This is a genomic window from Kribbella jiaozuonensis (genome assembly GCF_005233875.1).
Taxonomy (GTDB): domain Bacteria; phylum Actinomycetota; class Actinomycetes; order Propionibacteriales; family Kribbellaceae; genus Kribbella; species Kribbella jiaozuonensis.
In genome coordinates, this window is record NZ_SZPZ01000003.1 from 165,342 (window position 1) to 189,897 (window position 24,556).

25 protein-coding genes are annotated in these 24,556 nt (G+C 68.2%); 11 read left to right on the forward strand and 14 right to left on the reverse strand.

The genetic code is table 11. The features are described from left to right. Positions 1-6 precede the first annotated feature (6 nt). The 5 genes from FDA38_RS20435 to FDA38_RS20455 all read right to left on the reverse strand — a co-directional run bounded on the left by FDA38_RS20435 (position 7) and on the right by FDA38_RS20455 (position 5,210). Positions 7-690 carry a sucrase ferredoxin gene (locus FDA38_RS20435; protein ID WP_170989814.1) on the reverse strand — a complete coding sequence of 228 codons (684 nt, stop codon included), beginning with the start codon at positions 688-690 and terminating at the stop codon, positions 7-9. A gap of 617 nt (positions 691-1,307) precedes the next feature. Beyond that, complete coding sequence (locus tag FDA38_RS20440) at positions 1,308-2,600, reverse strand: cupin domain-containing protein (protein ID WP_137256680.1); 1,293 nt, start codon at positions 2,598-2,600, stop codon at positions 1,308-1,310. A gap of 5 nt (positions 2,601-2,605) precedes the next feature. After that, complete coding sequence (locus FDA38_RS20445; protein WP_137255707.1) at positions 2,606-3,193, reverse strand: BatC protein; 588 nt, start codon at positions 3,191-3,193, stop codon at positions 2,606-2,608. A gap of 138 nt (positions 3,194-3,331) precedes the next feature. Then, entirely contained in the window at positions 3,332-4,360 is a 1,029-nt protein-coding gene (cobC, locus tag FDA38_RS20450; protein ID WP_202877770.1) for an Rv2231c family pyridoxal phosphate-dependent protein CobC, read from the reverse strand. A gap of 58 nt (positions 4,361-4,418) precedes the next feature. Beyond that, a complete protein-coding gene (locus FDA38_RS20455; protein ID WP_137255708.1) occupies positions 4,419-5,210 on the reverse strand; it encodes a carbon-nitrogen hydrolase family protein in 792 nt (263 codons plus the stop codon). A 41-nt stretch (positions 5,211-5,251) separates the two neighbouring features. On the opposite strand from FDA38_RS20455, the gene mobA reads away from it, so the two are divergent. From mobA to FDA38_RS20470, 3 genes are read left to right on the forward strand one after another with little or no spacing between them, the layout of a single operon-like run. After that, positions 5,252-5,791, forward strand: coding sequence for a molybdenum cofactor guanylyltransferase (gene mobA / locus FDA38_RS20460; protein WP_137255709.1), 540 nt, complete (start codon positions 5,252-5,254; stop codon positions 5,789-5,791). 16 nt (positions 5,792-5,807) lie between these two features. After that, positions 5,808-6,698 carry a phosphotransferase family protein gene (locus FDA38_RS20465; RefSeq protein ID WP_137255710.1) on the forward strand — a complete coding sequence of 297 codons (891 nt, stop codon included), beginning with the start codon at positions 5,808-5,810 and terminating at the stop codon, positions 6,696-6,698. A gap of 16 nt (positions 6,699-6,714) precedes the next feature. Beyond that, a complete protein-coding gene (locus tag FDA38_RS20470; protein WP_137255711.1) occupies positions 6,715-7,692 on the forward strand; it encodes an NAD(P)H-quinone oxidoreductase in 978 nt (325 codons plus the stop codon). On the opposite strand, the gene FDA38_RS20475 is transcribed toward FDA38_RS20470, so the two are convergent. Beyond that, positions 7,666-8,082: a VOC family protein gene (locus FDA38_RS20475; RefSeq protein WP_137255712.1), complete on the reverse strand. Its 417-nt coding sequence runs from the start codon at positions 8,080-8,082 to the stop codon at positions 7,666-7,668. The genes FDA38_RS20470 and FDA38_RS20475 overlap by 27 nt on opposite strands. 73 nt (positions 8,083-8,155) lie before the next feature. On the opposite strand from FDA38_RS20475, the gene FDA38_RS20480 reads away from it, so the two are divergent. Then, positions 8,156-8,728, forward strand: a complete 573-nt coding sequence (locus FDA38_RS20480) for a TetR/AcrR family transcriptional regulator (RefSeq protein ID WP_137255713.1) — start codon at positions 8,156-8,158, stop codon at positions 8,726-8,728. Here the strand turns inward: FDA38_RS20480 and FDA38_RS42285 are convergent. Next, positions 8,712-8,873, reverse strand: a complete 162-nt coding sequence (locus tag FDA38_RS42285) for a hypothetical protein (RefSeq protein ID WP_170989815.1) — start codon at positions 8,871-8,873, stop codon at positions 8,712-8,714. The genes FDA38_RS20480 and FDA38_RS42285 overlap by 17 nt on opposite strands. A gap of 25 nt (positions 8,874-8,898) precedes the next feature. On the opposite strand from FDA38_RS42285, the gene FDA38_RS20485 reads away from it, so the two are divergent. Together FDA38_RS20485 and FDA38_RS20490 are read left to right on the forward strand one after the other, a co-directional pair. Then, entirely contained in the window at positions 8,899-9,429 is a 531-nt protein-coding gene (locus tag FDA38_RS20485) for a CGNR zinc finger domain-containing protein (protein ID WP_137255714.1), read from the forward strand. 20 nt (positions 9,430-9,449) lie between these two features. After that, complete coding sequence (locus tag FDA38_RS20490) at positions 9,450-10,061, forward strand: bacterial proteasome activator family protein (RefSeq protein WP_137255715.1); 612 nt, start codon at positions 9,450-9,452, stop codon at positions 10,059-10,061. 5 nt (positions 10,062-10,066) lie between these two features. Here the strand turns inward: FDA38_RS20490 and FDA38_RS20495 are convergent, their stop codons facing one another. Continuing rightward, on the reverse strand, positions 10,067-10,876 hold the full coding sequence (locus FDA38_RS20495; RefSeq protein ID WP_137255716.1) for an HAD family hydrolase: 810 nt from the start codon (positions 10,874-10,876) through the stop codon (positions 10,067-10,069). A 577-nt stretch (positions 10,877-11,453) separates the two neighbouring features. Between FDA38_RS20495 and FDA38_RS20500 the strand changes: the two genes are divergently transcribed. Beyond that, positions 11,454-12,011: a WhiB family transcriptional regulator gene (locus FDA38_RS20500; protein WP_233714819.1), complete on the forward strand. Its 558-nt coding sequence runs from the start codon at positions 11,454-11,456 to the stop codon at positions 12,009-12,011. A gap of 137 nt (positions 12,012-12,148) precedes the next feature. On the opposite strand, the gene FDA38_RS20505 is transcribed toward FDA38_RS20500, so the two are convergent. Beyond that, the gene (locus FDA38_RS20505; protein ID WP_137255718.1) at positions 12,149-12,937 is read right to left on the reverse strand and encodes an HAD family hydrolase; all 789 of its coding nucleotides are present in this window, start codon (positions 12,935-12,937) and stop codon (positions 12,149-12,151) included. Next, positions 12,934-14,208 carry a serine--tRNA ligase gene (gene serS, locus FDA38_RS20510; protein WP_137255719.1) on the reverse strand — a complete coding sequence of 425 codons (1,275 nt, stop codon included), beginning with the start codon at positions 14,206-14,208 and terminating at the stop codon, positions 12,934-12,936. Before serS ends, FDA38_RS20505 begins: the two co-directional genes overlap by 4 nt. A gap of 139 nt (positions 14,209-14,347) precedes the next feature. On the opposite strand from serS, the gene FDA38_RS20515 reads away from it, so the two are divergent. Next, the gene (locus tag FDA38_RS20515; RefSeq protein WP_233714820.1) at positions 14,348-15,895 is read left to right on the forward strand and encodes a diacylglycerol kinase family protein; all 1,548 of its coding nucleotides are present in this window, start codon (positions 14,348-14,350) and stop codon (positions 15,893-15,895) included. Positions 15,896-16,175: 280 nt separating this feature from the next. On the opposite strand, the gene FDA38_RS20520 is transcribed toward FDA38_RS20515, so the two are convergent. Both FDA38_RS20520 and FDA38_RS20525 read right to left on the reverse strand, forming a co-directional pair. Beyond that, a complete protein-coding gene (locus tag FDA38_RS20520; protein ID WP_137255721.1) occupies positions 16,176-17,954 on the reverse strand; it encodes an integrase in 1,779 nt (592 codons plus the stop codon). Between the two features lie 785 nt (positions 17,955-18,739). Then, on the reverse strand, positions 18,740-19,222 hold the full coding sequence (locus tag FDA38_RS20525; RefSeq protein ID WP_137255722.1) for a DUF4446 family protein: 483 nt from the start codon (positions 19,220-19,222) through the stop codon (positions 18,740-18,742). A gap of 112 nt (positions 19,223-19,334) precedes the next feature. Here FDA38_RS20525 and larB point away from each other — a divergent pair, with 112 nt between their 5' ends. After that, positions 19,335-20,051 (forward strand): nickel pincer cofactor biosynthesis protein LarB, encoded by a 717-nt coding sequence (gene larB, locus FDA38_RS20530; RefSeq protein ID WP_137255723.1) that lies wholly within the window; start codon positions 19,335-19,337, stop codon positions 20,049-20,051. After that, on the forward strand, positions 20,051-21,379 hold the full coding sequence (larC, locus tag FDA38_RS20535; RefSeq protein ID WP_137255724.1) for a nickel pincer cofactor biosynthesis protein LarC: 1,329 nt from the start codon (positions 20,051-20,053) through the stop codon (positions 21,377-21,379). Before larB ends, larC begins: the two co-directional genes overlap by 1 nt. A 9-nt stretch (positions 21,380-21,388) precedes the next feature. On the opposite strand, the gene FDA38_RS20540 is transcribed toward larC, so the two are convergent. Continuing rightward, positions 21,389-22,933 carry a putative hexosyltransferase gene (locus tag FDA38_RS20540; protein ID WP_137255725.1) on the reverse strand — a complete coding sequence of 515 codons (1,545 nt, stop codon included), beginning with the start codon at positions 22,931-22,933 and terminating at the stop codon, positions 21,389-21,391. Continuing rightward, on the reverse strand, positions 22,930-23,721 hold the full coding sequence (locus FDA38_RS20545) for a glycosyltransferase family 2 protein (protein WP_202877772.1): 792 nt from the start codon (positions 23,719-23,721) through the stop codon (positions 22,930-22,932). The genes FDA38_RS20540 and FDA38_RS20545 overlap by 4 nt, the downstream gene beginning before the upstream one ends. Before the next feature lie 209 nt (positions 23,722-23,930). Here FDA38_RS20545 and FDA38_RS20550 point away from each other — a divergent pair, with 209 nt between their 5' ends. Next, entirely contained in the window at positions 23,931-24,521 is a 591-nt protein-coding gene (locus FDA38_RS20550; protein ID WP_137255726.1) for a dihydrofolate reductase family protein, read from the forward strand. Positions 24,522-24,556 lie beyond the last annotated feature (35 nt).

Genomic DNA, 24,556 nt, shown 5'->3' on the forward strand with positions numbered 1-24,556 from the left:
AGGGGTTCAGCTGGTGGTGAGGGTGTGGAGCTCGAAGCGGCGGATCTGGGCGGGCGAGGAACCTGCACAGGTCAGTCGGGCGTCGACGGTGTCGAGGTGAGCTGACACCTCGACGGAGATCGAACCGGTGGTGGATGCGAGGAGGATTCGCCAACGGTGGTCGGGGAGTTGCTGGACGGATTGCGGTTGGAGGTTGTCGACGGTTGGTGCGTGGCCGGCTTGGCGGGCGAAGTGTTGGGCGGCTTGGACGGGTGGGGTGAAGGCACCTGATCCGCGGAGGAGATCAGGTACGACGAGACCCTTGTCGTACTGCCGGGCGAGTTCGACCGCGCGCGTTGGTGGGACGTGGCCGTAGAAGAGTCCGTGCGGAAGTACGACGACGTTTGCCGCGAAGCGGTCGCCGCCGATGTGGCTGCACTCCCACGTGCGCTCGCGGTAGGCGGAGGCGAGTGCTGCGGCGACCGGACGCCCGCGCACGGCGCAGCATGCGTCGTGACGGCCGTGGGTGCAGACGAGGTAGACAGGCTCGTTGCTGACGCTGCCCGGATCCTTGCCCGCAAGCACGTCGAGCAGATGCTCGTCGGTCGGCAGCGTCCCCCACCGGATCTCTTCACGCCCTGGCCGGCAGTCCACCAATCCCCAACGCCGACTCCGCGCCCGATCCACCCGCCCATACCGCCGAACCAACACCGGCCGAATCCCCAACTCCCGACACGTCCGCGCAACCACATCCCCAAGCCCCACACCCGCCTCGGCCCCACGGCCTCCGAGGCTTGTTAGCGCCGGACCCACGGCCCCACCGACTCCGGCGCTTGTTAGCGCCTGCCCCTCGGCCACACCGGCTCCGGCGCCCATTCGCGCGCGGCCCTCTACCCCACCGCCTCCGGGGCCTGTTGGTGCGCGGCCCTCGGCGCCACCGGCTCCGAGGCTTGGTAGCGCCTGACCCTCGGCGCCACTGCCTCCGGCGCCTGTTGGCGCCTGCCCCTTTGTCCCACCGGCCCCGGCGCCCGTTGGCGCGCGGCCTTCGGCCCCGCCGGCTCCGGCGTTCGTTGGCGTGCGGTGCTCTGCCCCGCCGCCGGGGCCTGTTGGCGCGCGGCCCTCGGCGCCAGCGGCTCCGAGGGAGGTGAGGGCCTGGCGGGGCCAGGGGGCTTGGGATTCGATGAGGAGCCAGCGTTGGGCGGGTGGGGCGGTGGCGATCAGGGAGTCGTGCCGGAGGTCGGCTTGGGCTGCGCAGCCTGTTTCCGGTCGGTAGCGAGCGTCCCCGTAGTCCACGGCACCTCACAATTCCACACCGGCTCGATGGGACCTCAGTTGTCGGTTGCGACTACGACCGCTTCCGTGAGGAGGCGGCGGACCAGGACCAGTTGGTCGGCGTCGTCCAAGCCGGGGAGATCGCCTACCTTGCAGTCGGTACCGGAGGTTAGTTCGGCGAGGGCTGGGGCGGTGGCCGGCGGGAAGGTGATCGTGCGGTCAGGGAGTTGGAGGACGACCAGGTCGCCGGGGACGAGGCGGCAGCGGAGACCGGGGCGTAGGCGGACTGTGGTGCCTACGGACAGAGATGCGATCGACGCGGCGTGGGCCAGCGGTGGCAGCGGGGCGGGCCGGTTGCCGGACCAGGTGCGGCGCCGTAGTCGGGCGGCCAGGGCGTCTGGGGTTGTGGAGCGGATCTCCTGGGTGAAGAGCTCAGCCACGGCAGGGAGGAGTTCGGCGAGCTGCTCCGGGTCGCCGGGGTCGAAGCCGAGGGGCAAGGCGGTGCGCAGGGCGGGCTGGTTCGCGGCCAGCGCTGCCAGTTCCTGGACGAGCAGATAGCGCGTGAGCGTGTGTAGTCCGACTGTCAGATGTGCGCTGACCCCGCCCAGCGCCTTGGCGGAGTGCAGGAATCCACGCGGTACGTAGAGAGCGTCACCCGGGCGGAGGACCTCGTCGATCACCGGAGCCTTGTCACGCGCAGCCGCGGCGACGGCCGACGCGTGGTCTGTCCAGGGCTGGTTCCGCAGCGGATCGAGGTGGACTGGCTCGTGAACTGTCCAATGCTTCTCGCCGGCCACTTGCAGTACGAAGACGTCGTGTACGTCGTAGTGCGCCGAGAAGCCCCGCGACTCCGCAGGAGTGATGTACGCGTTGATCTGCACCGGATGCCCAGCGTCCGCAGACAGCTGGGTCGAGAAGTCGACAAGAGCCGGCCAGGTCCGATGAAGCGCCTGCAGTACGACGGTGTGCCCGCTGGCGAACAACGCGGCCACCTTGTCGTCCCGTACCTGGTCGGCGACCTCCGCACCCACACCAGCCGGACCGGTGAATTGACTGTCGCCCACGACCGCACCGTTCTTGGCGATGCGCAAGAACGGCGTCCGCAGACCACGCCGGGACAACAGCTCGTCCACGGCCTCGAGACTGAACAGATCGTCGTACGGCGCTGGCAGATCCGGACCGTGGGACAGCAATGCTCGCGCACCCCAGTAGGAGCTGGCGAACTCGTCCAGATCCCCCGCCACACAACGCCGGAGCGCCGGGCGCTCATCCCACAACTCACCCCGGCACGACCCACCAGCCACACCCGAGGGGTCCACGGAGTCGGATTCACGCCCGGCGCCCGGCATCACACTCACCAGCTCCCAGAGTTCCCGCCGCCGCCCGCGCCGCCGCTGGCACCACCATCAGCGCCACCATCTGCACCGCCGTCCGACGCACCCTCGTTCGCGCCGCCGTCCGCAGTACCTTCGCCGTAACCACCGGAGCCGCCGCCAGCGCCATCACCAGCACCACCGTCGGCGCCACCATCCTGCGCACCCTGCGAAGCACCACCGTCAGCCGGACCCTCACCAACGCCACCAGCACCACCGTCAGCGCCGCCGTCCGACGCACCCTCGTTCGCGCCGCCATCCGCGGTGCCCTCGCCATAACCACCGGAGCCACCGCCCGCGCCGTCACCAGCACCACCATCGGCGCCACCATCCGACGCACCCTGCGAAGCACCACCGTCAGCCGGACCCTCACCAACGCCACCAGCACCACCATCGGCGCCGCCGTCAGCCCCAGCATCGGAGGACGAGCTGTCGCCGTACCCACCGGACGTGTTGCCGCCCGCGCCGCCGTCGGCTCCACCATCGGTGCCGCCCGCGGTGGCACCCCCGTCGGCCAAGCCTTCGCCACCTTCGGACGAGGTGTTCATGTCGTCGTCGCTGAGACCCATTGTGCTGCTCCCTTCGCGAATGGCCAGAAAGATGCCCCGGACATCATCAACGGAGCACCCTGGCCATCTTGTGCGCAAAGTGGAGCCCGGCTAAACCCCCCGAGCGTTACAGCGGCAACTCGATTCAGCAGCGGAGTTTCAGCGAAGGAGATCCGCGAGTACTTTCACAAACCCGTCGGTGACATCCTCCGGCCGTACGGCGATCCGCAACCAGTCCGGCCCCAGACCAGGGAACGTATCCCCACGCCGGACCGCAAACCCCTGTGCACGCAGGGATTCCCGCACTTCCGCAGCCCCACGAACGTGGACGAGAACGAACGGCGCCGACGCCACGCCGTACGTCGAAAGGCCAGGCGCCGCACTCAGCTTGTCAAGCAAATGGACACGCTGCCGGGAAATGTCGAGCGCAGCCTGGGCCGCTTCCGTGACGGCACGCTCGTTGCTGCAGGCAATTGCCGCTGCGAGAGCAGGAGTGGACACCGGCCACTGCGGTTGAACGGCTGACAATTGTTCGATCAAACTCGGCGCCGCGAGCACATATCCGACCCGCAGCCCGGCAAGCCCCCAGGTCTTGGTCAGGCTGCGCACCACCACGAGCCCTGGGATCGAGGCCCCCGCGAGCGACTCGGGCTCACCCGGTACGGCGTCCATGAACGCCTCGTCGACGACCAGGATCCGATCGGGCCGCGCCAGCTCGCGCAACGAGTCGGCCGGGTGCAGCACCGACGTCGGGTTGGTCGGATTACCGATGACGACCAGATCGGCGTCCCGGGGTACGGCGGACGGGTCCAGCACGAACCCGTCCTCAGGCCGCAGGATGACCCGGTCGACCAGGTGCCCGGCCGAACGCAACGCCGCTTCGGGCTCGGTGAATTGTGGATGAACGACGACCGGATGCCGAGGCCGGAAGGCCCGCGCGATCAGCACGAACGCCTCCGCAGCACCCGCGGTGAGCAGCACCCGATCCGGCGACACGCCATGGCGTCGCGCGACCGCGTTGACCGCGACACCGGGCCGTGGGTACGCCGCGAGGTCCGTCAGGCTCGCCGTGATCGTTTCGACCAGCCACGGCGGCGGAGTGCCCGCGCGGACATTGACGGCCAGGTCGACGAGACCCTCGCCGACCTCTAGATCACCGTGATGCTCCAGATCAAACGCATCCACCACGCCAGGAGGTTAACGTGTCAGTGACCGTTTCGGACCAGTCGGTCCGCGCACTGGGCGATCAGCGGGGCGTGACGGCGTACCGGCGGTTCTGCAGAGACGGGTTGCGTTTGCGTACGTCGGCCAGCCGCTCAGCCGTGATCTCAGCGAACGCATGTCCGTCCGACTCGCCCACGGACGCCAGTGCGACGCCCTGCGGGTCCACGATCTGGCTGAGGCCGCAGTACTTCTTGCCGTTCTGTGCGGCGGCTGCGACGTAGCACGTGTTCTCCACCGCGCGTGCGGTGAGCAGAGTGGTCCAGTGGTGCTCTTTGAGCGGTCCGCGTACCCAGGCCGCCGGAACGACGAGTACCTCCGCTCCAGCGTCGATCAGCGCGCGGGAGAGCTCCGGGAAGCGCAGGTCGTAACAAGTCATCAGACCGAGCTTCCGGTCGCCCACCTGCACCACCACCGGGGCTACGTCGCCCGCAGTCAGCTGGTCGGACTCCTTGTACCCGAAGGCGTCGTAGAGGTGGATCTTGCGATAAGCGCCCAGCAGCGCCCCGTCCGCGCCGACAGCCAGCAGAGTGTTGTACGGACGGTGCTGGTCACAGCTGCGCTCGAACATGCCGGCCACGATCGCCACGCTGTGCTCGACCGCAGCCTTCCGCAGCGTCGCCACGAACTCGCCGTCGAGCGACTCGGCCGCCTCTGCCACCGACTCACCCTCGACAGCGAAGTCGGACATCATCGCCTCCGGCAGCACGACCAGATCAGGCCGTCCCTGCGCGGCGTCCGCGACCAGACGACCGACCAGGTCCCGGTTGGCAGCCTTGTCATAACCACTGGCGGTCTGCACCACAGCGATCCTCATCTCTCCATGGTGCCGCACAACCCGAGTGCGAGACTGCCTCCGTGGAGTTTGACGCGGTGGTGCTGGCTGGGGGCGGGTCCACTCGGTTCGGTGGGGTGGACAAGGCGATGTTGGTGCTCGACGGCATGACGTTGCTGGACCGGGTGCTGACGGCAACGGCGGGCGCGGCCAACACGACTGTGGTCGGGCCGGTGCGTACGACGTACCGCGAGGTCGGCTGGACCGTCGAGGATCCGCCAGCAGGCGGTCCGGTCGCGGGGCTCGCGGCCGGCCTCCAGCGAGGGACCGCACCGATCGTCGTGGTCGTCAGCTGCGACCTGCCCTGGCTGACCGCAGCTGACGTCACCACGCTGGTCGACGGGCTGGCCGAGGCCGACGGGCACGGGCTGCGCGACTCCTCCGGACGGGAGCAGCAGCTCGCGACGGCGTACCGACGTACCGCGCTGGCCGACGCGATCCAGCGCGTCGGCGATCCCCGGGACAAGTCGGTACGCCGGACGCTCGCCGGCCTCAACCTGACCTGGACCGAACCAACCCGATCCGGCGACGACGTCGACACCTGGGCCGATCTGGACGACTGAAACAGACTGAAAATGGATGGACACGGCTCGTAGCGTCGAGCCTGTGGATATCGCCCGCGTCGTGGCCGAAGCCCGCCCCGGTACCGAGATCGTCGAGATCGTCGAGCGCACCGGCGGGCAGCTCAGCACCGTCTACGAAGTACGCACGGACACCGACCCGCTGATCGTGAAGGTCTACGCGCCGGAGTGGGCCTGGAAGCAGGCGAAGGAAGTCCACGTTTACGGGATGCTGGAACAGGAGCTCAGCGGCTCGATCCCGCGAGTCGTGCACGTCGGTGACAGCGTCACGATCCTGACCAAGCTCGACGGGGTCCCGCTGTCGGAGCTCGAGCCGCCGGACTGGCGCGCGACGTACAAGCAGCTCGGCGAGCTGCTCGCCCGCATTCACCGCATCGGGCAGCCGGAGTACGGCTATCTGACCGACCGGATCCTCGATCCGCTGCCTGACAACGAGCAGTACATGGACCGCCAGTTCGCGAAGAAGCTGACCGAGTTCGAGCAGCTCGGCGGAGACCCGAAGCTGCAGGCGAAGATCTCCACGTACGTCGATCAGCATCGGCACCTGTTCGCCGACAACGAGGCCGCCGTCCTGTGTCACAACGACTTCCACGAAGGCAATGTGCTCGTGGATCCGGATACCTGGCGCGTCACCGGCTTCATCGACGTCGAGAACGCGATCGCCGCGGACCCGCTGATCGACATCGCCAAGACGATCCAGTACTCCGCGCACGACAACGCCGAGAAACTCGCCGGGCTCACCGCCGGGTACGGCGAGCTGCCGGCGGACCGGACCGACCTCTACCGGCTCTACCACTCGCTCGAACTATGGGACTGGTTCCAGTCGATAGGCGAGACCACTTACCTCGACAGCATCGCCCGGGACATGGAGCAGCTCGTCGCGACCTGAGGGTAGGTTGTGGAACATGCGAGCTGTCGTTTGTGAGGGTGCCGGCGGAATCGAGGTCCTCCGGATCGGCGAGATCCCGGACCCGCAACCAGCCGTCGACGAGGTCGTCATCGACGTCGTCGCCGCGGGCGTGAACCGGGCCGACCTGATGCAGCGGCAGGGCTTCTACCCACCGCCACCCGGCGCCCCCGGCACGATCGGCCTCGAGGTGTCCGGCCGGATCTCCGCGGTCGGCGCCGAGGTCGAGGGCTGGTCCGTCGGCGACGAGTGCTGCGCGCTGCTGGCCGGCGGCGGGTACGCCGAGAAGGTCGCCGTACCCGCTCCGCAGGTGATGCCCGTGCCGGACGGCCTGGATCTGGTCAGCGCCGCCGCGCTGCCCGAGGTGGTCGCGACCGTCTGGTCGAACATCTTCATGACCGCGCACCTCAAGGCCGGCGAGACCCTGCTGGTGCACGGCGGCTCGTCCGGGATCGGCTCGATGGCGATCCAGCTCGGGGTCGCACACGGCGCGCGGGTGCTCACCACGGTCGGCAGCAAGGAGAAGATGGAGTTCTGCACCCGGCTCGGTGCGGACGTCGCCATCAACTACAAGGAAGCCGAGTGGGCCTCGGTCGTCCAGGAGGCGACCAAGAACGCCGGCGCCGACGTGATCCTCGACATCATGGGCGCGAAGTACCTGACCGACAACGTGAAGTCGATCGCGTACGACGGACGCCTGGTGGTGATCGGGATGCAGGGCGGCGCGAAGGGCGAGCTCGACCTCGGTCGGCTGATGAGTCGCCGCGGCTCGATCATCGCCACCGGCCTGCGGTTCCGATCGGTCGAGAACAAGGGCCAGATCCTCGCCGAGGTCGTCGGCCACGTCTGGCCGCTGATCGCGGCGAAGAAGGTCCGCCCGATCGTCCACACCACATTCCCGCTCGCCGAGGTCGCCGAGGCACACAGGACCCTCGAGCAGTCCACTCAGCTAGGCAAGGTTCTGCTGACTCTGTAGCCAGGCCGGGTCGGGTTCGACCAACTGGATGACGTCGATCCAGGTGCCGGCGGGGTCGCGGACGAAGAAGTGCCGCTGCCCGAACACCTCGGTGACCGGCTGCGTCTCGAGCTGGACACCGCCTTCGCTCAACTGCGCTGCGACCTTGTCCACGTCGTCGACGATGAAGCCGAAGACGGATCCGCTCTCCGTCAGCGCCGATACCGCTGCCGGGACGGTCGGATGACCGCGCTCGCAGATCGCCAGCTCCCAGTCCGCCGTACCCCGGCGAAGTGTGATGAACCAGCCGAGGTCGATGCCGACCTGTAGGTCCAGGTACTGCGTGTAGAAGGCGGCGACCTCCGAAGGCCGGTCTGTGACCACGGTTGCGCCGAATGCCGCGGGTTGCATACGTTCTCCTGACTACTACAGCTGTCGTTGTTGTGTACGACAGTTGTAGTGGAACATCTGCTAGCCTGTCAACATGCCGCGGAACCCGGAACGCCGTACCCAGCTCGCCGACGCCGGCCTGGCCGTCCTCGCGGAGGCGGGCGCCCGCGGGCTCACCCATCGGGCCGTCGACGCTGCCGCGGGACTCCCTGCCGGTACGGCGTCCAACTACTTCAAGACCCGCGACGCGTTGCTCGGCGCGCTCGGGGAGCGGATCTTCGAGCGGCTCGCACCGGATCCGGCCGTCCTCGAACCGCTGGCCGAGCGCAAGCCGGATGTCGATCTGATGACCGACTACGTGCGCTACATCGTCGAGCGACTGCTCGGCCGTCCCGAACTCTCGCTTGCCCTCCTGGAACTCCGCCTCGAAGCGGCTCGGCGACCCGGCCTGCACGAGATCCTGGCGCGGACGATCCGGCAGGGGTTCGACGCCGACGTCGCGTTCAACTCGAACGCAGGCCTGCCGGGCGGCGCCGAGGAGATTCGCCTGCTGCACTTCGCGATCGACGGCCTGGTCCTCGACCAACTCACCCCGGGCACCGGTCATCCGTACGACGTGGACGCGACTACGGCCCGCCTCGTCCGCCGCCTTACCGCGAAGGACTGATCGCGACCTCGGGGTACGCGACGGGGTACGGGGGCGTGCCGGTGATGCGCCATTGTCCGCAGGCGCACCGCTGGTAGACGACCAGGCCCTCGCTGACCGGGTGGGACGAGACTGCACTCCAGCGATGCCGATGGGTTTCTGTCATGAACCCATCGTGATGTAATGGCATTATGCATCTCAACCCTTACGGCGCGGACGCCGTCCTGCTGGCGGTCAACCTGGTCACCCGGCCCGCGACCACGCCGGAGGAGCTGGCCGAGCGATGCGAGGAGAACGGCGTCGACAGCTGGCTCGTGCGTGAGCGCCGTGTGACCGCGGCGGACCTGGCGGCCGTCAACGTCGCGATCGAGGAGTGGCTGCAGGTAGTCGACGCGGAGGACGAGCAGACCCGCGTGGATCTGGTCAACGCGATGCTCGCGAAGTACACCGAGCATCCGCGGCTGACCAACCACGCCGGCGACGGCTGGCACATGCACTACCGCCCACACAACGTCCCGGTCGGTCGTCTGGTCGCGACACTCATCAGCACAGGTACGGCGCTGCACCTGGCCGGCCGTGGCATCACCCGACTCGGCCGCTGCGCCACCGAAGGCTGCGACAACGTGTACGCCGACCTGTCCCGCACCGGTCGCCAGCGCTACTGCAGCCCCACCTGCGCCAACCGCGACGCCGTACGCCGCCACCGCGCTCGCGCGTCATGAGGGCGTCCTAGGATGGGCAGATGACCGAGAGCAGCAGCGAGGGCCAGGGTGTTCCGATGGCCGGGGCGAGGACCGAGGACGGCAAGGTGCTGATCGTCGGGCCTGACGGCATGGCCGTCGAGGGGCCGCCGCGCTCCGACGACGATCACGACGACCGCGAGGACGAACCACGCTCGGTGACCGAGCTGGTCGAGCAGCCGGCCAAGGTGATGCGGGTCGCCAACATGATCCGGCAGCTGCTGGAAGAGGTGAAGTCGGCGCCGCTCGACGAAGCCTCCCGGGCGCGGCTGCGCTCGATCCACGAAGCGTCGATCAAGGAGCTCGAGAGCGGCCTGGCGCCGGAGCTGGTCGAGGAGCTGGAGCGACTCAGCCTCGACTTCACCGACGACAGCACGCCGACCGACGCCGAGCTGCGGATCGCGCAGGCGCAGCTGGTGGGCTGGCTCGAGGGTCTGTTCCACGGCATCCAGACGGCGCTGTTCGCGCAGCAGATGGCCGCGCGTCAGCAGCTCGAGCAGATGCGTCGCGCACTGCCCGGCGGCCAGCAGCTGCCCGAGGGGCAGCCCGGCTTCCCCGGTGGACCGCAGGCCGGCAACACCGACGATCCGCGCAGTGGTGGGATGTATCTGTAAACGCCTTATTTCAAAGGCTGCAACAACTCCTCGAGGACGGCGGCGACGCCGTCCTCGTCGTTTGTGGGACACACTTTGTCCACCACCGCGAGTACTTCGGGATGTGCGTTCGCCACGCCGTACGACGTACCCGCCCAGGCAAGCATCGGCAGATCGTTGACGGAATCACCGAATGCGATCGTCTCAGCAGCCGAGATCCCTTGTTCTGCAGCGAAATCGGCGAGCATCGCGGCCTTCGAGACACCGGTCGCGGAAATCTCCACCAACCCGTGACCGCCGCTATGGCTGGCCGTCACTCGTTGGCCGACCAACGGTGTCACGCGGGCCAGCAGTTCGTCCGAGTGCAGACTCGGATGCCGGACGAGCAGTTTTGCGGCCGGCTCCGAAAGTAGCTCCTCGACGGCCGCGACCAAGGTGTTGTCAGGTTTAGGCCAGCGATTGAGGTAGACCGGTTCCTGTCCGTAGCGGTCCGGTCGCTCGATCGCGAACTGCACGTCCGGGATCGCCGTACGGATCGCTTGTGCGACCTCGAGCGCGACCGCGGGATCGATCAATCGGGTCCGAATCGCCTTACGATGCAGGACGTCGTACAAAATAGCGCCGTTGGCAACTATCGCGATTCCGTGATCACCGACGAGGTCGGACAGGTCGTGCAGCCAGCGAGGTGGCCTCGCGGTGACCATCACGAAAACACTTCCGGCGCGCTGCGCGGCACGCACTGCTGTCAAGGTCCGGGCGGACACGGTTCCGTCACTGCGCACGAGCGTTCCGTCGAGATCAGTGGCTATCAGGCGGGGGTACTGCGAAGCCGTCACCAGGTCACCGTATCCTCGTGGCAGCCGGCGTCGCACTACTCCTCCCGACACCTCGGGCGCAAGCTATTGGACGTCGGTTTCAGCCCTTTTTGACTTATCTGATTGAGCTTTTGACAACGTCATCAGACCGTTACGGCAGGATGCTGCAAAGGCAGCAAGTTCCCCTGCGCGGCACGGTTGGCGCGTGATTTCATGCGTTGGGTCTGGTGGGGAACCGGCGGCTGTTCGGCCGCGTCCTAAGCGTGTTCTGGATCAGCGCGACTGATGCCGCCCCACCCCGGTAAGCACACACAAACGTCGAAGAACTGTTGTGGAATTGGCTGCAACCAAAACCTCGGCAGTGGCGTCAACAGTTATGGATCGGTGCGTCCCGCGCCCGGGACGACATGGTGGGCCGGCAACAAAGCGCGGGTCCATCAGCTAGCGGATCCGTGCGGACGAACGGTGTTCATCGTTCGTTCACTCGGGTCTTGATACTTGGGGAGCCTTGATGACCGTCAACAGCGCCAATCTAGCGGGGCCGGGGGGCAGTAGCTCCCGAGCGGCTGTCGACACATCTTCCATCAAGGAGGGGGCAATGACCGGCTGCATCGCCCGTTCCGACATCTTTCAGCACCGCCTGATGGAAGAACCGCCGCCAGCGTCCGCAACCCGTCGCACTCGGGAGCGGTACGAACAGCTCGTCCGCGAGGCAAAGGCGTTGTGCGCGTCCTGCCCGCTCTTCACCGAATGCCTGTACAGCGCCGTCGCCGAGCACGATGTGAGCGGCTTCGTCGCCGGAACCACTGCTGTACAACGGCGTTCGATCCGCAACCTGCTCGACGTCGAGGTGCAGGCCGATGACTTCGACCAACTCGCCGGTGCACGGGGCACGCGCCGGCCGGTGAGCCACGAAGAGGTCCTCCGGCTGCGCACGCAGTACCCGAACGACAGCCTGGAGTCACTGGCCATGCGGCTGGGCTGCTCGCTGTCGACGGTGAAGCGTCACCTGCGCCGTGCGCGGCGCGGTCAGAGCCCGGCAGCCAAGACGCCGCGGCCGCGGCCCGAGGTCGGCGCGGTGCTGGACGCGTTCGACACCGTCGTCGACCACCAGCAGTGCCAGCCACGCCGGACCGGCAGCACCCGGGTTGCTTGATCCGATACTCGGCCCGCCAGCGGACTATCGGACAGAAGGCCCGGAACTCCTGTACGCACAGGGGTTCCGGGCCTTTCGGTTGCCTACAGCAAGTTGATCGTGTCAACCCTTTCGATTCTGACCGAAAAGGGTTGGTCTCAGAACCAGCGGTTGAGTATCGTGGCGACGCCGTCGTCCTGGACGGACTTGGTCACCTCGTCGGCGGCCGACTTCACCTCGTCAGGAGCCGAACCCATGGCGATACCGAGACCGGCGTACGTCAGCATCTCGATATCGTTGCGTCCGTCACCTATCGCCAGCAGACCGGACGGCTCCAGGTCGTACTGCGCGAGCGCGACCTTCAGCCCGGTCGACTTGTCGACGCCCTCCGGCGCGATGTCGAGCCAGGCGGTCCAGCCGACGAAGTAGCTGACGCCGTGCAGCCCGAGGCGTTCCGCCAGGTGGACGAAGTCGCTCTCCGACTGGTCCGGGTCGCGGATGATCAACCGGGTCACCGGCTGCGGCGCGAGCTCGTCGTCGCCGACCACGCGGATCCTCGCGTCCCGGCCGAGGTCGCCGTCCGGGAACGGCGCGGTCACCAGGTAGGTGCCGTCGGACTCCTCGACCGCCATCCGCGCGTTCGGTGCGTACTTGCGGACCGACGTGATCACCGTCGACGGGTCGAAGGTCCGCTCGTCGACGACGTCACCGTCGGGGAACCGCATCGTCCGCGCACCGTTGCTGCAGACAACGAACCCGCCGGCCGGCAGGCCGAGCCGCTCGGCCACCGGTCTGGTGGTCGACCAGGCCCGGCCCGTGGCCAGGATCACCGGCACCTGCGCCGCGGTACGCCGTACCGCGTCGAGGACCGCGGGCGACATCCCCTCGTCGTGATCGATCAGCGTGCCATCGATGTCCAGGGCAACTGCCGTCGGCTTTGCCCTCATTTACCGACCGGTTCGAGGACTTCGCGGCCGCCGACGTACGGCTGCAGGGCGGTCGGGACGCGGACCGAGCCGTCTTTGAGCTGGTGGGTCTCCAGGATCGCGACGATCCAGCGGGTGGTGGCCAGCGTCCCGTTCAGCGTCGCGACCGGCTGTGTCTTGCCGTCGGCGTCGCGGTGCCGGATGTTCAGCCGGCGCGCCTGGAAGTCCGTGCAGTTCGACGTCGAGGTCAGCTCGCGGTACCGGCCCTGCGTCGGCACCCACGCCTCACAGTCGAACTTCCGGTACGCCGAGACGCCGAGGTCACCGGTCGCGGTGTCGATCACCCGGTAGCTCAGCTCCATCTTGTCGAGCATCTCCTTCTCCCAGGCCAGCAGCCGCAGGTGCTCGTCGGCGGCGTCCTCGAGCCTGCAGTAGGAGAACATCTCGACCTTGTCGAACTGGTGGACGCGGATGATCCCGCGGGTGTCCTTCCCGTGCGACCCGGCTTCCTTGCGGTAGCACGACGACCAGCCGGCGTACCGGATCGGGCCGTCGCTCAGGTCGAGGATCTCGTCCATGTGGTACCCGGCGAGCGCGACCTCCGACGTACCGGTCAGGTACAGCTCGGGGTCCTCGAGCCGGTACACGTCGTCGTGCGCCGACAGGTACCCGGTGCCGCCCATCACCTCGGGCTTGACCAGCGTCGGCGTGATCATCGGGGTGAAGCCGTTCTCCACCGCCTGCTGGATCGCCAGCTGCAGCATGCCGAGCTGCAACAGCATCCCGGCGCCCTTGAGGAAGTAGAACCGCGAGCCGCTGATCTTCGCGCCGCGCTCCATGTCGATCGCGCCGAGCAGCTCGCCCAGCTCGAGGTGGTCGCGGGGCTCGAAGCCCTCGGCGGCGAAGTCGCGCGGCTTGCCGACCTCCTCGACCACGACGAAATCGTCCTCGCCGCCGACCGGGGCCTCGTCGGAGACCAGGTTCGGCAGGGCCTTGGCGAGCTCGTCGAAGCGCTGCTCGGCCTCCTTGGCGGCAGCATCGTTGGCCTTCACGTCCGCGGCCACGGTCTTGGTCCGCTCCAGCAGGGCGGTCCGGTCGTCGCCCTTCGCCTGGGCGACCTGCTTGCCGAGCGACTTCTGCTCGGCCCGGAGCGCCTCGAAGGCGGAGATGGACGATCGACGCTCACTGTCGGCGACCAGGATCTGGTCGACCAGGTCCGTACTCTCACCGCGCTTGGTCAGGGCCGCGCGGACGACATCGGGGTTCTCACGGAGCAGTTTCGCGTCAATCACACCCTGAGGGTATCGGGGCGTGTCAGAACCGGCGAAGTGTATTCGGGATGATGGGGTGGCGTCAGGTGACCACAGAGGGGGATCTGAGCGGGCGATGAACCACCACCCACCCAGTCAAGTAGGCCGTGCGCTCACGGTCGTGCTGGGTGCGGTCCCGTTCGCGGTGATCACGCTGCTGGTCTTCGAGCACTGGTCGCCGCTGGCGCGCTGGGACCAGTCGGTCGCCGACCGAGCCGCGTCGTACGGCGTCGGGCACGAGGGCGTCGTCGACTTCTGGCAGGTCGTCGGCGCGGTCGTGCTGCCGTGGACCTCCCGGGCGGTGATCGTGATCGTCGCGGCGTACCTGTGGCACCGCCGGGCTCGGCTGCTGACGTTCTGGCTGCTCACGTCGGCGGTCGCCGAGCTCGTGCTGGTCCAGGTGGTCGAGCAGATCTTCGAGCGCGAGCGGCCGGCCCAGATGCTGGTCGAGACCGATGGCTTCTCGTACGTGTCCGGCCACGCGACGGCCGCGTTCGTGATGGCCGGCGCGCTCGGCGTCGTCCTGCCGTCGGTGCGGGGCTGGCGGCGGCGGTTCCGGCTGCTGGTGCTGCTGCCGGTGATCGGTGTCGTGTGGATCGCGTCCGGCGACCGGATCGCGCTGAACGTCAACTACGTGTCGGACGTGCTCGGCGGCTGGGCGCTCGGGCTGGGCATCCTGACCGCGACCTCGATCGGCTTCGGTCTGCGCCCGGGGCTGCGGCGCCGACGCCGACGTACGCCGTCCGATGGCGACGGTACGGCGGCCCCGCCGCGGGCGGCCGTGATCGTGAACCCGATCAAGGTCGGCGACGGGGTCGCGTTCCGCCGGAAGGTCACGCGAGCACTCGAGATCCGCGGGTACGACGAGCCGCTGTGGCTGGAGACCCGCGAGGACGACGCCGGCAACGCGATGGCCAAGCAGGCGATCGAGAACGAGTCGGACCTCGTTCTGGTGGCGGGTGGCGACGGTACGGTCCGGGTGGTGTGCTCGGCGCTGGCGCACACCGGAATCCCGGTCGGGGTGATCCCGGCCGGCACCGGAAATCTGCTGGCCCGCAACCTGCACATCCCGCTCGACCTGGACGATGCGCTGGAGCGGACGCTCGAAGGTCGCGACCGGCGGATCGACCTGGTCCGGGTGCACGGCGATGGCCTGGATACGGACCATTTCGCGGTCATGGCCGGGCTCGGGCTCGACGCCGCGATCATCTCGGACGCACCGCCGCATTTGAAGAAGCAGATCGGGTGGACGGCGTATCTGGTGTCGGCAGCCAAGAACATCAACCACCCTTCGGTGCGGGTGACTCTCGCGTTGGATGACGCGGAGCCGATCGAACGACGGGTGCGGACGGTAGTGGTGGGGAATGTGGGGATGCTGCAGGCGAACATCCCACTGCTGCCTGACGCGCGGCCGGACGATGGGTTGCTGGATGTGGTCGTGATCGCACCGCGCCGGGTGACCCAGTGGCCGATCGTGCTGTGGCGCCTGATGACTCGGACGAACCGGACCGATATGTACCTGGAACGGTTCACGGGCCGAAAGGTCGAGATCCACGCGGCTGTGGACGTCCAACGCCAGCTGGACGGCGACCCGATCGGCCCGGGTCAGTTCCTCTCGTGCGAGATCGAGCCGGGGGCGTTGACGGCTCGGGTACCTAAAAGGCGCTAGCCGACTGCTGATCCGCCCCCGCGGGGCTACGCGCGACTCCTTCGTCGCCGTGCTACGCGCCGCACCCACCCACCCGTAACTGCGCTGCCGTGCTGGGTCGGACTGTGGGTCACCCGAGCCAGCTGAGCCTGGGTGTGCTGCCGCAGAGGACACTGTGGACAAGCCGAGCGGCATTCCCGCCAGTCGACACAGCTATGTCACAGCCGTCTCGACCACCATGCGAGATCTGCTACCGATCGAGACGAGCCAGGCCGATGAGACCTGCTCCAGCTCAGCGGGTCTACCCGTGCTCGCCCTGTGCTGACGTTGCAGGCTCCAGAACCGCCTCCTGCGGGTCGGCATCAGGTGTGCTTGGCGGTTCTGCACGTCCGGCCGTTCCGGCAGGGAGGGCCATGCCTGAAGGCCGCGCAGACGCGCCGGGCTGATTTCGCGGGCCTGGCTTCTGCAGCAAGTCGATCACTGACAGACCGGTTTCGCCGCCGACCAATCGCAGCCCCATGTCAGCACGCGCGGCGACATCGAGAGGCTCCAACTGGTCCTCGAGATAGTGATGGGTTACCCGATCCAGCCCGGCGCCCAGGAGCGGCGCGGAGGTGCGAAGCGTCGCATCGAGCGCCACGCTGGACGTCGACCCTCCGTGCAGTACGACATTGCGCGCCCGATACAGCCGGCGAAAGGCAATCTGCGCCGCCTTCTGGACCTCCGTCAGCACTCGACGAGGATCGCGAACCAAGTCGTACATACGCTCGGCAGCCGCCGCGTCGCTGCGCCGCGTGGGCCGACGGGCGAACGTCAGCCGGCCGACGCCGTAGTTCTGCAGCTCAGCCAACAGGACCGCTGAACGATCATGATTGGTTTCGCATCTGTCCCTTGCGCCTGACAACTCGTCGTCCCCGGTGTGCCGATGGATCAGGGTGGTCAGCTCTGCGCGTGGCCAGGAGCACGCCACGATCGCAGCGAGCCGGTCTGCGGCAACAGCCTTCCCGCCACGCTCTTCGTCATCGACTGGATCGCCTGGATGCGTGAGGAGCGACTCGACAGCCGCCCATCCTCCCGCGACTGCGGGACCGGGCAGGCCTCCACGGTTGATGGGAGCCGCAAGCTCGAGCGCATCATCGATGATTGTTCGTTCCATTGTGATGTCGAGCAGTTGGCCGTTGTGAGCCAGCGACAACACGTCAGCACTGCGAGAGGGCGTCTCACTGGAGATTGCCGCTGGGTACCCAGCCACCCAAAGCTTGTCGAGCGGTTCGAGATCGCCGCGGCCGCGGCGTACGAACCAAGCTCTTGCGACCATCCGTTCCAAGACTTCGCGTGCCTTCGCGGCCGCGGCAAGCGGATCGCGGGCTGAGATGAAGTGAATTGACCCACCTGCCGGTCTCACTCCAGATGTAGAGAGACCGTTGTCCTGCAGCCACCGTACGACTTGAGAACTGGGCATCCAGCGCGGATGGTTCGCGATGGCGGCGCCCTTGGGAACTCGCGCAAATGCGACGAGGACCTCGTGCATCTGTTCGCTCTGAGCTGCCAACACGGCGGCGCTCTCAACGATGGTGCGCGTGTCGGCGTTCGCCTTGCGCAGATGAGTGACCCAGTGCTGGGCCAAGTACGGAGCGCTGAAGCCCAGATCGAGCAGGTGAGCCGCCAAGGTGCGTGCAAGCCGTTCTGGCTTCACGAATGGCTGTACAGACAGTGCGCCGGCCCAGCGATCGAGGTATCCGACCTTCGCGTGGTCGATGTGTTGCCGCAGCCGCCGGTGCTGTGGGCTTGGAGCGACGACGCCGCTTTGAAGAAGAGTCATGAGCTCCCTTCGCAGCTCCCGATCGCCCATGCCTCTGTCCGGACCAACCAGCCTTTGGAGTTCCGAGCGCTGCCATGACACTGCGGACGCAGACAGAACCTTTTTGGACTGCCACTCGCAGGCCTCCCACAGCTCTTCCAAGCCTAGAATCGACCCGATGTCCCACAAGCGTCGCGTCCAGGGAACCCCCTCGGAGAGGAAGTAGTCGGTCAGCCGGGCGAGAATGTGCTCAGCGAAGGCGGGTTCCTCGGGTTGCATCGCGTTAGCCTACTGGTGATATCGTGGACTTGTTCTTGAGAGAGATGCCCGCCCTGCTATGGGCCAGCATCTCTCTTTTTTTGGGTCGGAGTGAGCCGCTGCGAGCGGTCTCCAACCCGGCTGATGATCTGGGCTTGACGATGCTCAGCGCGGACGCCAGATTCCGTCAGTGTCAGACTTGGGCGCGGCCAACTGGCTAAGGCCAGCGGCGATGCCGCCGGGCACTCTGAGCAAGGCCCGCCGACATCTGGATCGGCGAGACGACGATGGGCATGGGAAGCACTAGGCCTCCCATGACCTCGGTCGGTCGAGGCGGGCGGGGCCGCCTAGCAGTCGTCCGCGGGCGACGGGGCTGCAGGTCCCGGCGACAGCCGGAAAGAATGCTCCGGGCGATAAGCCCGGGGGTGGGTGGGCAGCGGGCGAAGCCGTCGCGCCGAGGAGCGCAGCGACGAGAGGCGGCTGCGAAGGCACGCGGGGGGACGGACCAGCTTCCCCGCGTGACAGTCGCACGGCGAGCAGACGCCGGCCAAACGCAGTCACACGCGAGCGCCAGCGAGCAAACCGCGGCGGCAGCCTCAAACACCGGCGATAGCCGGCACACCCCGGCGATAGCCGGAAAGGATGCTCCGGGCGATAAGCCCGGGGGTGGGTGGGCAGCGGGCGCAGCAGTCGCGCCGAGGAGCGCAGCGACGAGAGGCGGCTGCGAAGCACGCGGGGGCTGACCGCAGTACGTCGGGGGCGGACCGCAGTACGCCGGGGGCTGACCGCAGTACGCCGGGTGGAGCTCAGTCGACCGTGGGGCCGGCTTCCTTGCGGAGGGTGTCGATGGCTTCTTCCTCTTCCGGGGAGAGTTTGGATTCGCTGGCGAAGGACTTGATCTCCTTCGCGTACGTGCGTGCATCCGCCCGGCTGTTGATCGACGTCAGCACGACCCCGTCGCCGTTGTTGTCCAGGATCGCCATCGACCACGACAGCTTCCCGCCCGTCTCGCCGAAGGCGTCGTACCGGACGACCGCGAGATGCTGCAGCGTCTCCTTCAGCTCGCCTCGGGTGACGGCCAGCTCCTTGCCGAGTTTGCGCAGTTCCGACTTCACCGTGCCAGGTTTCGGCTCGGGTTCGGACTGCGGTTCCGGCTCCGGGAGGGCTGCGGGTGTGGACTTGTCTGACGTGACGGTCCGGGCCCGGAGGGCCTGGATGGCGAAGACCAGGGCAAGCACCGCCACGAACAGGGCGGCGACCCCGAAGGCACCGGCTAACGTCGAAGACACGCACGAGAGCCTAAGGCATCCGGTGTTATGCCTGAGTATTCAGGCGATCGCACAGTGTGTGCGACCCGGGACGGATGCGGTACCTCGGGCCGTGGCAACGTAGATTCGCGGCGTGACACATTTGCCTGATCAGGGCCCACAACCGGGCGTCCATGACCTCGGATATGCCCGCCTCGACACCGACCGGTTGGAGCGTACCGGCGACGCTGAAGTCGTTTACGGAGCCGGTAAGACGCCGTCTCAGGTGGTGGAACTGCTGCGCACACTGCACGCCACCCACCCCGGGCACGCCGTCCTCGCGACCCGGCTGACCGAAGAGGCGCAGGAGGCGGTGACCGCTGCGCTGCCGGATGCCGTTGTGGATCCGGTCGGGCGGACGGCGGTGCTCGGCGAGCCCGGCGTACTGCGTGGAACGGTCGCCGTCGTTGCTGCCGGTACGTCGGACGCGCCCGTGGCGGCTGAGGCCGCGACGACGGCTCGCGTGTTCGGGGCCAACGTGGACGTGATCACGGACGTCGGCGTGGCCGGACTGCACCGGGTGCTCGGCGTACGGGAGCGGCTCGATGCTGCGGACTGCTTGATCGTCGTGGCGGGGATGGAGGGTGCGCTGCCGAGCGTCGTCGGCGGGCTGGTCGGCGTACCGCTGGTGGCCGTGCCGACATCGGTCGGGTACGGCGCTTCCTTCGGCGGACTGGCTGCGCTGCTCGGGATGCTGAACTCGTGTGCGCCCGGGGTCTCGGTTGTGAACATCGACAACGGGTTCGGGGCCGGCGTCTTCGCCGCTCGCGTCGCCCGGCAGTCCATACCGCGCGAAACGAAGGAAGCCTGATGCGCATCGCTTGGCTCGACTGCTCCGCCGGTGCGTCCGGTGACATGCTCCTGGGCGCGTTCATCGCGGCCGGGGCCGACGTGACGGCCATCAACACCGCGGTGGCCGCTGTGGACCCATCTCTCTCGGTCACGGTCTCCCAAACCGCCCGCCACCAGATCGCCGCGACCAAGGCCACGGTGGAAGTCAACGGCGAGCCCCACCCGGAGAACACCCCGGACGCCGGCCACGGCCACGCCGCAGGCCACGGCCACACCCACGCCGCCGACGAAGGCGAGCACGCCGACGCGGCGGGTCATGGCCACGGGCATGGGCACGACGACGCCGGGCATGGGGCCGACCATGAGCACTCCGGGCCCACGCGGGCGTGGGCGGACGTTCGGCGGCTGCTCGAGGAAGCGACGCTGAACGATGCCGTACGGCGGCGCGCCCTCGACACCTTCGCACGACTCGCGAGGGCTGAGGCTGCGGCTCACGGCGTCGAGCCGGACACCGTGCACTTCCACGAGGTCGGCGCGCTGGATGCGATCGCGGACATCGTCGGCGTGGCCGCGGCGTCGGTCTCGCTGGACATCGACCGGATTGTCGTGTCGACCGTCGTGCTGGGCGGCGGCGGGCAGGTTCGTGGGCAGCATGGCGGGATCCCGATCCCCGGCCCAGCGGTCCTCGCGATCCTGTCCGAGGCACAAGCACCGGTCACCGGCGGCGCAGCGCCGTACGAGATGACGACGCCGACCGGCGCGGCCTTGCTGGCCAGCCTGGCCGACGAGTACGGGACGCTCCCGCCGATGCGGATCCAGCAGACCGGCGTCGGCGCAGGCGGTCGCGACCCGGTCGAGGTGCCGAACATTCTGCGGGTCGTGCTCGGCGAATCGACCGAGAGTTCGGCGACCGAGCTCGTCTACGAGACCAACGTCGACGACCTCGACCCGCGCATCTGGCCCCAGGTCCTCGCACGGCTGATGGAGGCCGGCGCCGCCGACGCGTGGCTGACGCCGATCCTGATGAAGAAGGGTCGCCCGGCGCACACCCTGTCGGTCCTCGTCGGCAGCGCGAACGCCGAGATGGTCCGGGCGGTGATCCTGTCCGAGACCTCCGCGATCGGTCTGCGCGAGTTCGGCATCCGCAAGCACGCCGCGGATCGCGAGTTCGCCACGGTCGACGTCGAAGGTCAGCGCATCCACGTGAAGATCGCGCGGTACGGCGGTCAGGTGGTCAACGTCCAGCCGGAGTACGACGACGTGGCCGCCGCGGCGTCCGTCCTGAAGAAGCCGGTGAAGTCCATCCTCGCGAAGGCGGTCGCGGCCGGCCATGACCTCTGGGGCTAGGACCGCGCCTTAGTGCGCTTCCGCCTTCTGCGGGACGGCCTTCTGTTTGCGGCGCGGCCAGTCGTACGGCCACCACTGCGCACCACTGCGTCGCGCCCAGACGATCAACCCGATCAGCACGGCCAGCTCGACCGCGGGGCAGAGCGTGTCCCGCAGTCGAGCACTGAAGAACTCCAGCGAGTCCGACAGGCTTGCCGCGACCTGCCGCGCGTTCGGATCGCGGCCCGGTACGTACGCGATCGCGAGCATCGTCGTACGGACGACCATCAGTCCGTCCACCTTCGACGCGGCGACCGCGGCGAGGGCGACCCAGGCGATGACGTCGTACCAGGGCAGTGAGTACATCGCGGTCAGGACCCAGGCGATCGCGTAGATCGCCGTGTACCGGATCGCGGCCGGCGTCGGGTCGTCCGGATGTGTCTGCGGGACCAGCGACTTCGGGAACACCTGCGTGAGCAGGATCGCGACCACGATCAGGCCGACCCAGGCGAGGATCGCCAGGAACGTCCGGACCAGCCCGTTCGGCAGGAAGAGGGTGAAGAAGCTCAGCAGGACCTTGTGCGGCGTACCGGTCGAGATGAACGACGTCTGCGACCGCGCCTGCTGGAACGCCTGCAGTCCGACGATCGCGTACAGACCGCCCATCGCGATCGCACCGCCGCCGCAGAAGAACGCGGCCTTCCGTCGATCGGCGCGCAGCGCCCACAGCATGGCGATACCGACCAGGCCGATCGACAGCTTGGTGCACCCCGCAACGCCGATCAGGAGGCCGGCCAGGAACACGTGCCGCCGGAACGCCACCAGCGCGATCACCGCGAACATCACCGCGATCGCGTCGTTGTGAGCGCCGGCCAGCACCGACCACAGGATCAGCGGATTCGCGAGGCCGAGCATGATCACGCGCCGCCGGGCCGGCAGGTCCTTGCCGACCAGCTTCACCAGCAGCAGACCGGTGACCACCAGGCTGATAGCGATCGACAACTGCAGCATCCACACGGTGAGCTGCGCGGAGTCGCCGCCGATCAGCGACGAGAGCCACTGGATCCACGTCGCGATCGGACCGTACACACTGCGTGCGCCCTGCCACGGCCGCTCGGTCGCGGCGATCACCGGGTCGTATCCGAGCCGGATCGTATCCGCCGGCGAGGCCGTGTACGGGTCACCGCCGAGCGCCATGATCCGCCCGTACGCCGCGTAGATCAGCACGTCGCCGGAAGCCATGGGTGGCACCAACGTGATGGCGGCCGTCGTACCGATGCCTAAGGCAATCAACCGGTCGACGCGCGGTGCCCAGCCGTGCCGAAGCGCCTTGGTGGCAAGGAAAACGCCGTACCCGCCGAGCGCGATCGCGACGTAGATCATCACCGACACGAGCCAGTCGTTGGCATGCGCGTCGAACCAGTACGACGGGAGCCACGGATGCCGACCGGTCAGCGTCAGCACCACAACGGACGGTCCGAGCAGGCCGACCGCGACGATCAGCACCGTACTCACCAGGTAGAGGGCGACGGCCCGGCGGCCGTACTTGCGTCCGAGCTCGAGATCAGCGCTCATTGCGCGGACTTCCGCGGGAAGAGACTGCGGAGCGACGGGCCACCACCGTCCGCGGGGAGCGCACTGCGTGCGGCGAGCGCGCGCCGGACGTGCAGGTACTGCTTCGCGCGGTGCAGCTGACCGCGCAGATCAGTCCCGGTCGCCCGGTGCCGGACGTCGATCGGCACCTCGAGGATGCGGAAACCCTTCCGGCCGAGATCGATCGTCAGCGCGGTCTCGACCCCGAACCCGGCGGCCAGCGGTACGGCGGAGTCGAACGCGGCGCGGGTCAGGCAGCGCTGCCCGGACAACGGCTGCTCCGGCGCCCAGCCGATCGCCTCCTCGATCCCGGCCCGCGAGAGCCGTACGACGAAGCCGTGGCCGCCGGCCTTGGACCCGTCGGCACGCACCTGCGCGGGCAGGGTGCCGATGGTCATGTCCGCGCGGCCGGTCTGCACCGGCTCGATCAGCGGGCCTGCCCCGGACGCGGTGTCGGTCAGGTCGGCGTCGAGGAACAGCAGGTGCCGCGCGCGGGCTCCGTCGCGCTCAGCGACCGCGGCCGCGCCGGTCTCCATCGCGGCGGCCTTGCCCCGGTTGCGCTCGTGGCGGACCACGACGGCACCGGCGCGCTCGGCGGCTTCCGCCGTACCGTCCGTGGAGCCGTCGTCGACGACCACGACCAGGTCCACCCCGATGATCTTGTGCACAGCATCGACGGTCGCCGCGATCCGATCGGCCTCGTCCTTCGCCGGGATCACACAGGCGACGGCGCGCTCGAACGGCTCGGGGGACACATCGTTGGTGGGCACAGCATGACCGGACACAGCACCGCAGCCTAGTTCCTCTCCAGCCGATCGACCTCGTCAGCGCCGGTCGGCTGTGGATATTCGTCCTTTCGTACGACATGCCGGTCAGCCGGGCGGCCACGGATATCAGCCAGGTGGCAGATGTTCCGGGGCGCCGCCGGCAGCAGGATTTGAGGTGTCAGAACGAACACCAACCGGAAGAGGTACCCGAAATGACCCGCACAGTGACCGCCAACATCTCGCTCTCGCTCGACGGACGGGTGAACGGCACAGGTGGCGATTACGACATGAGCTGGATCGTCCCGCACGCGATCACCGAGGGCGCGCGGGACCACATGATCCGGGTGACCGAGCCCGCCACCACGGCACTGCTCGGCCGCAAGAACTACCAGGGCTTCGGCGGCTTCTGGCCGGCGGTGGCCGACGACGAGAACGCGGCACCGCAGGACCGGGCCTTCTCCCGCTGGCTGAACGAGACCGAGAAGGTGGTCTTCTCCACGACGATGACCGAGACGCCCTGGCAGAACTCCCGGATCGCCGACGGCGAGCCCGCGGAGGTGGTCAAGGAGCTGCGCGACCAGGAGGGCGGCGACATCATCGTGCTGGCCAGCACGAGCGTGATCCAGGCGCTGCTGGCCGCCGACGAGGTGGATCGGCTGAGCATCACCCTCGACCCCGAGCTGGTCGGTGGCGGGGCGCGACTGTTCGAGGACGGGCTGCCGGCCACATCCTGGAAGCTGACCGACTCCACCCCGACCGAGTCCGGCGCCCTCTGCCTGCTCTACGACCGGGTCCGCTCCTGAGCAACTTCTGGGATATTGTCGGACAATCAGACAGA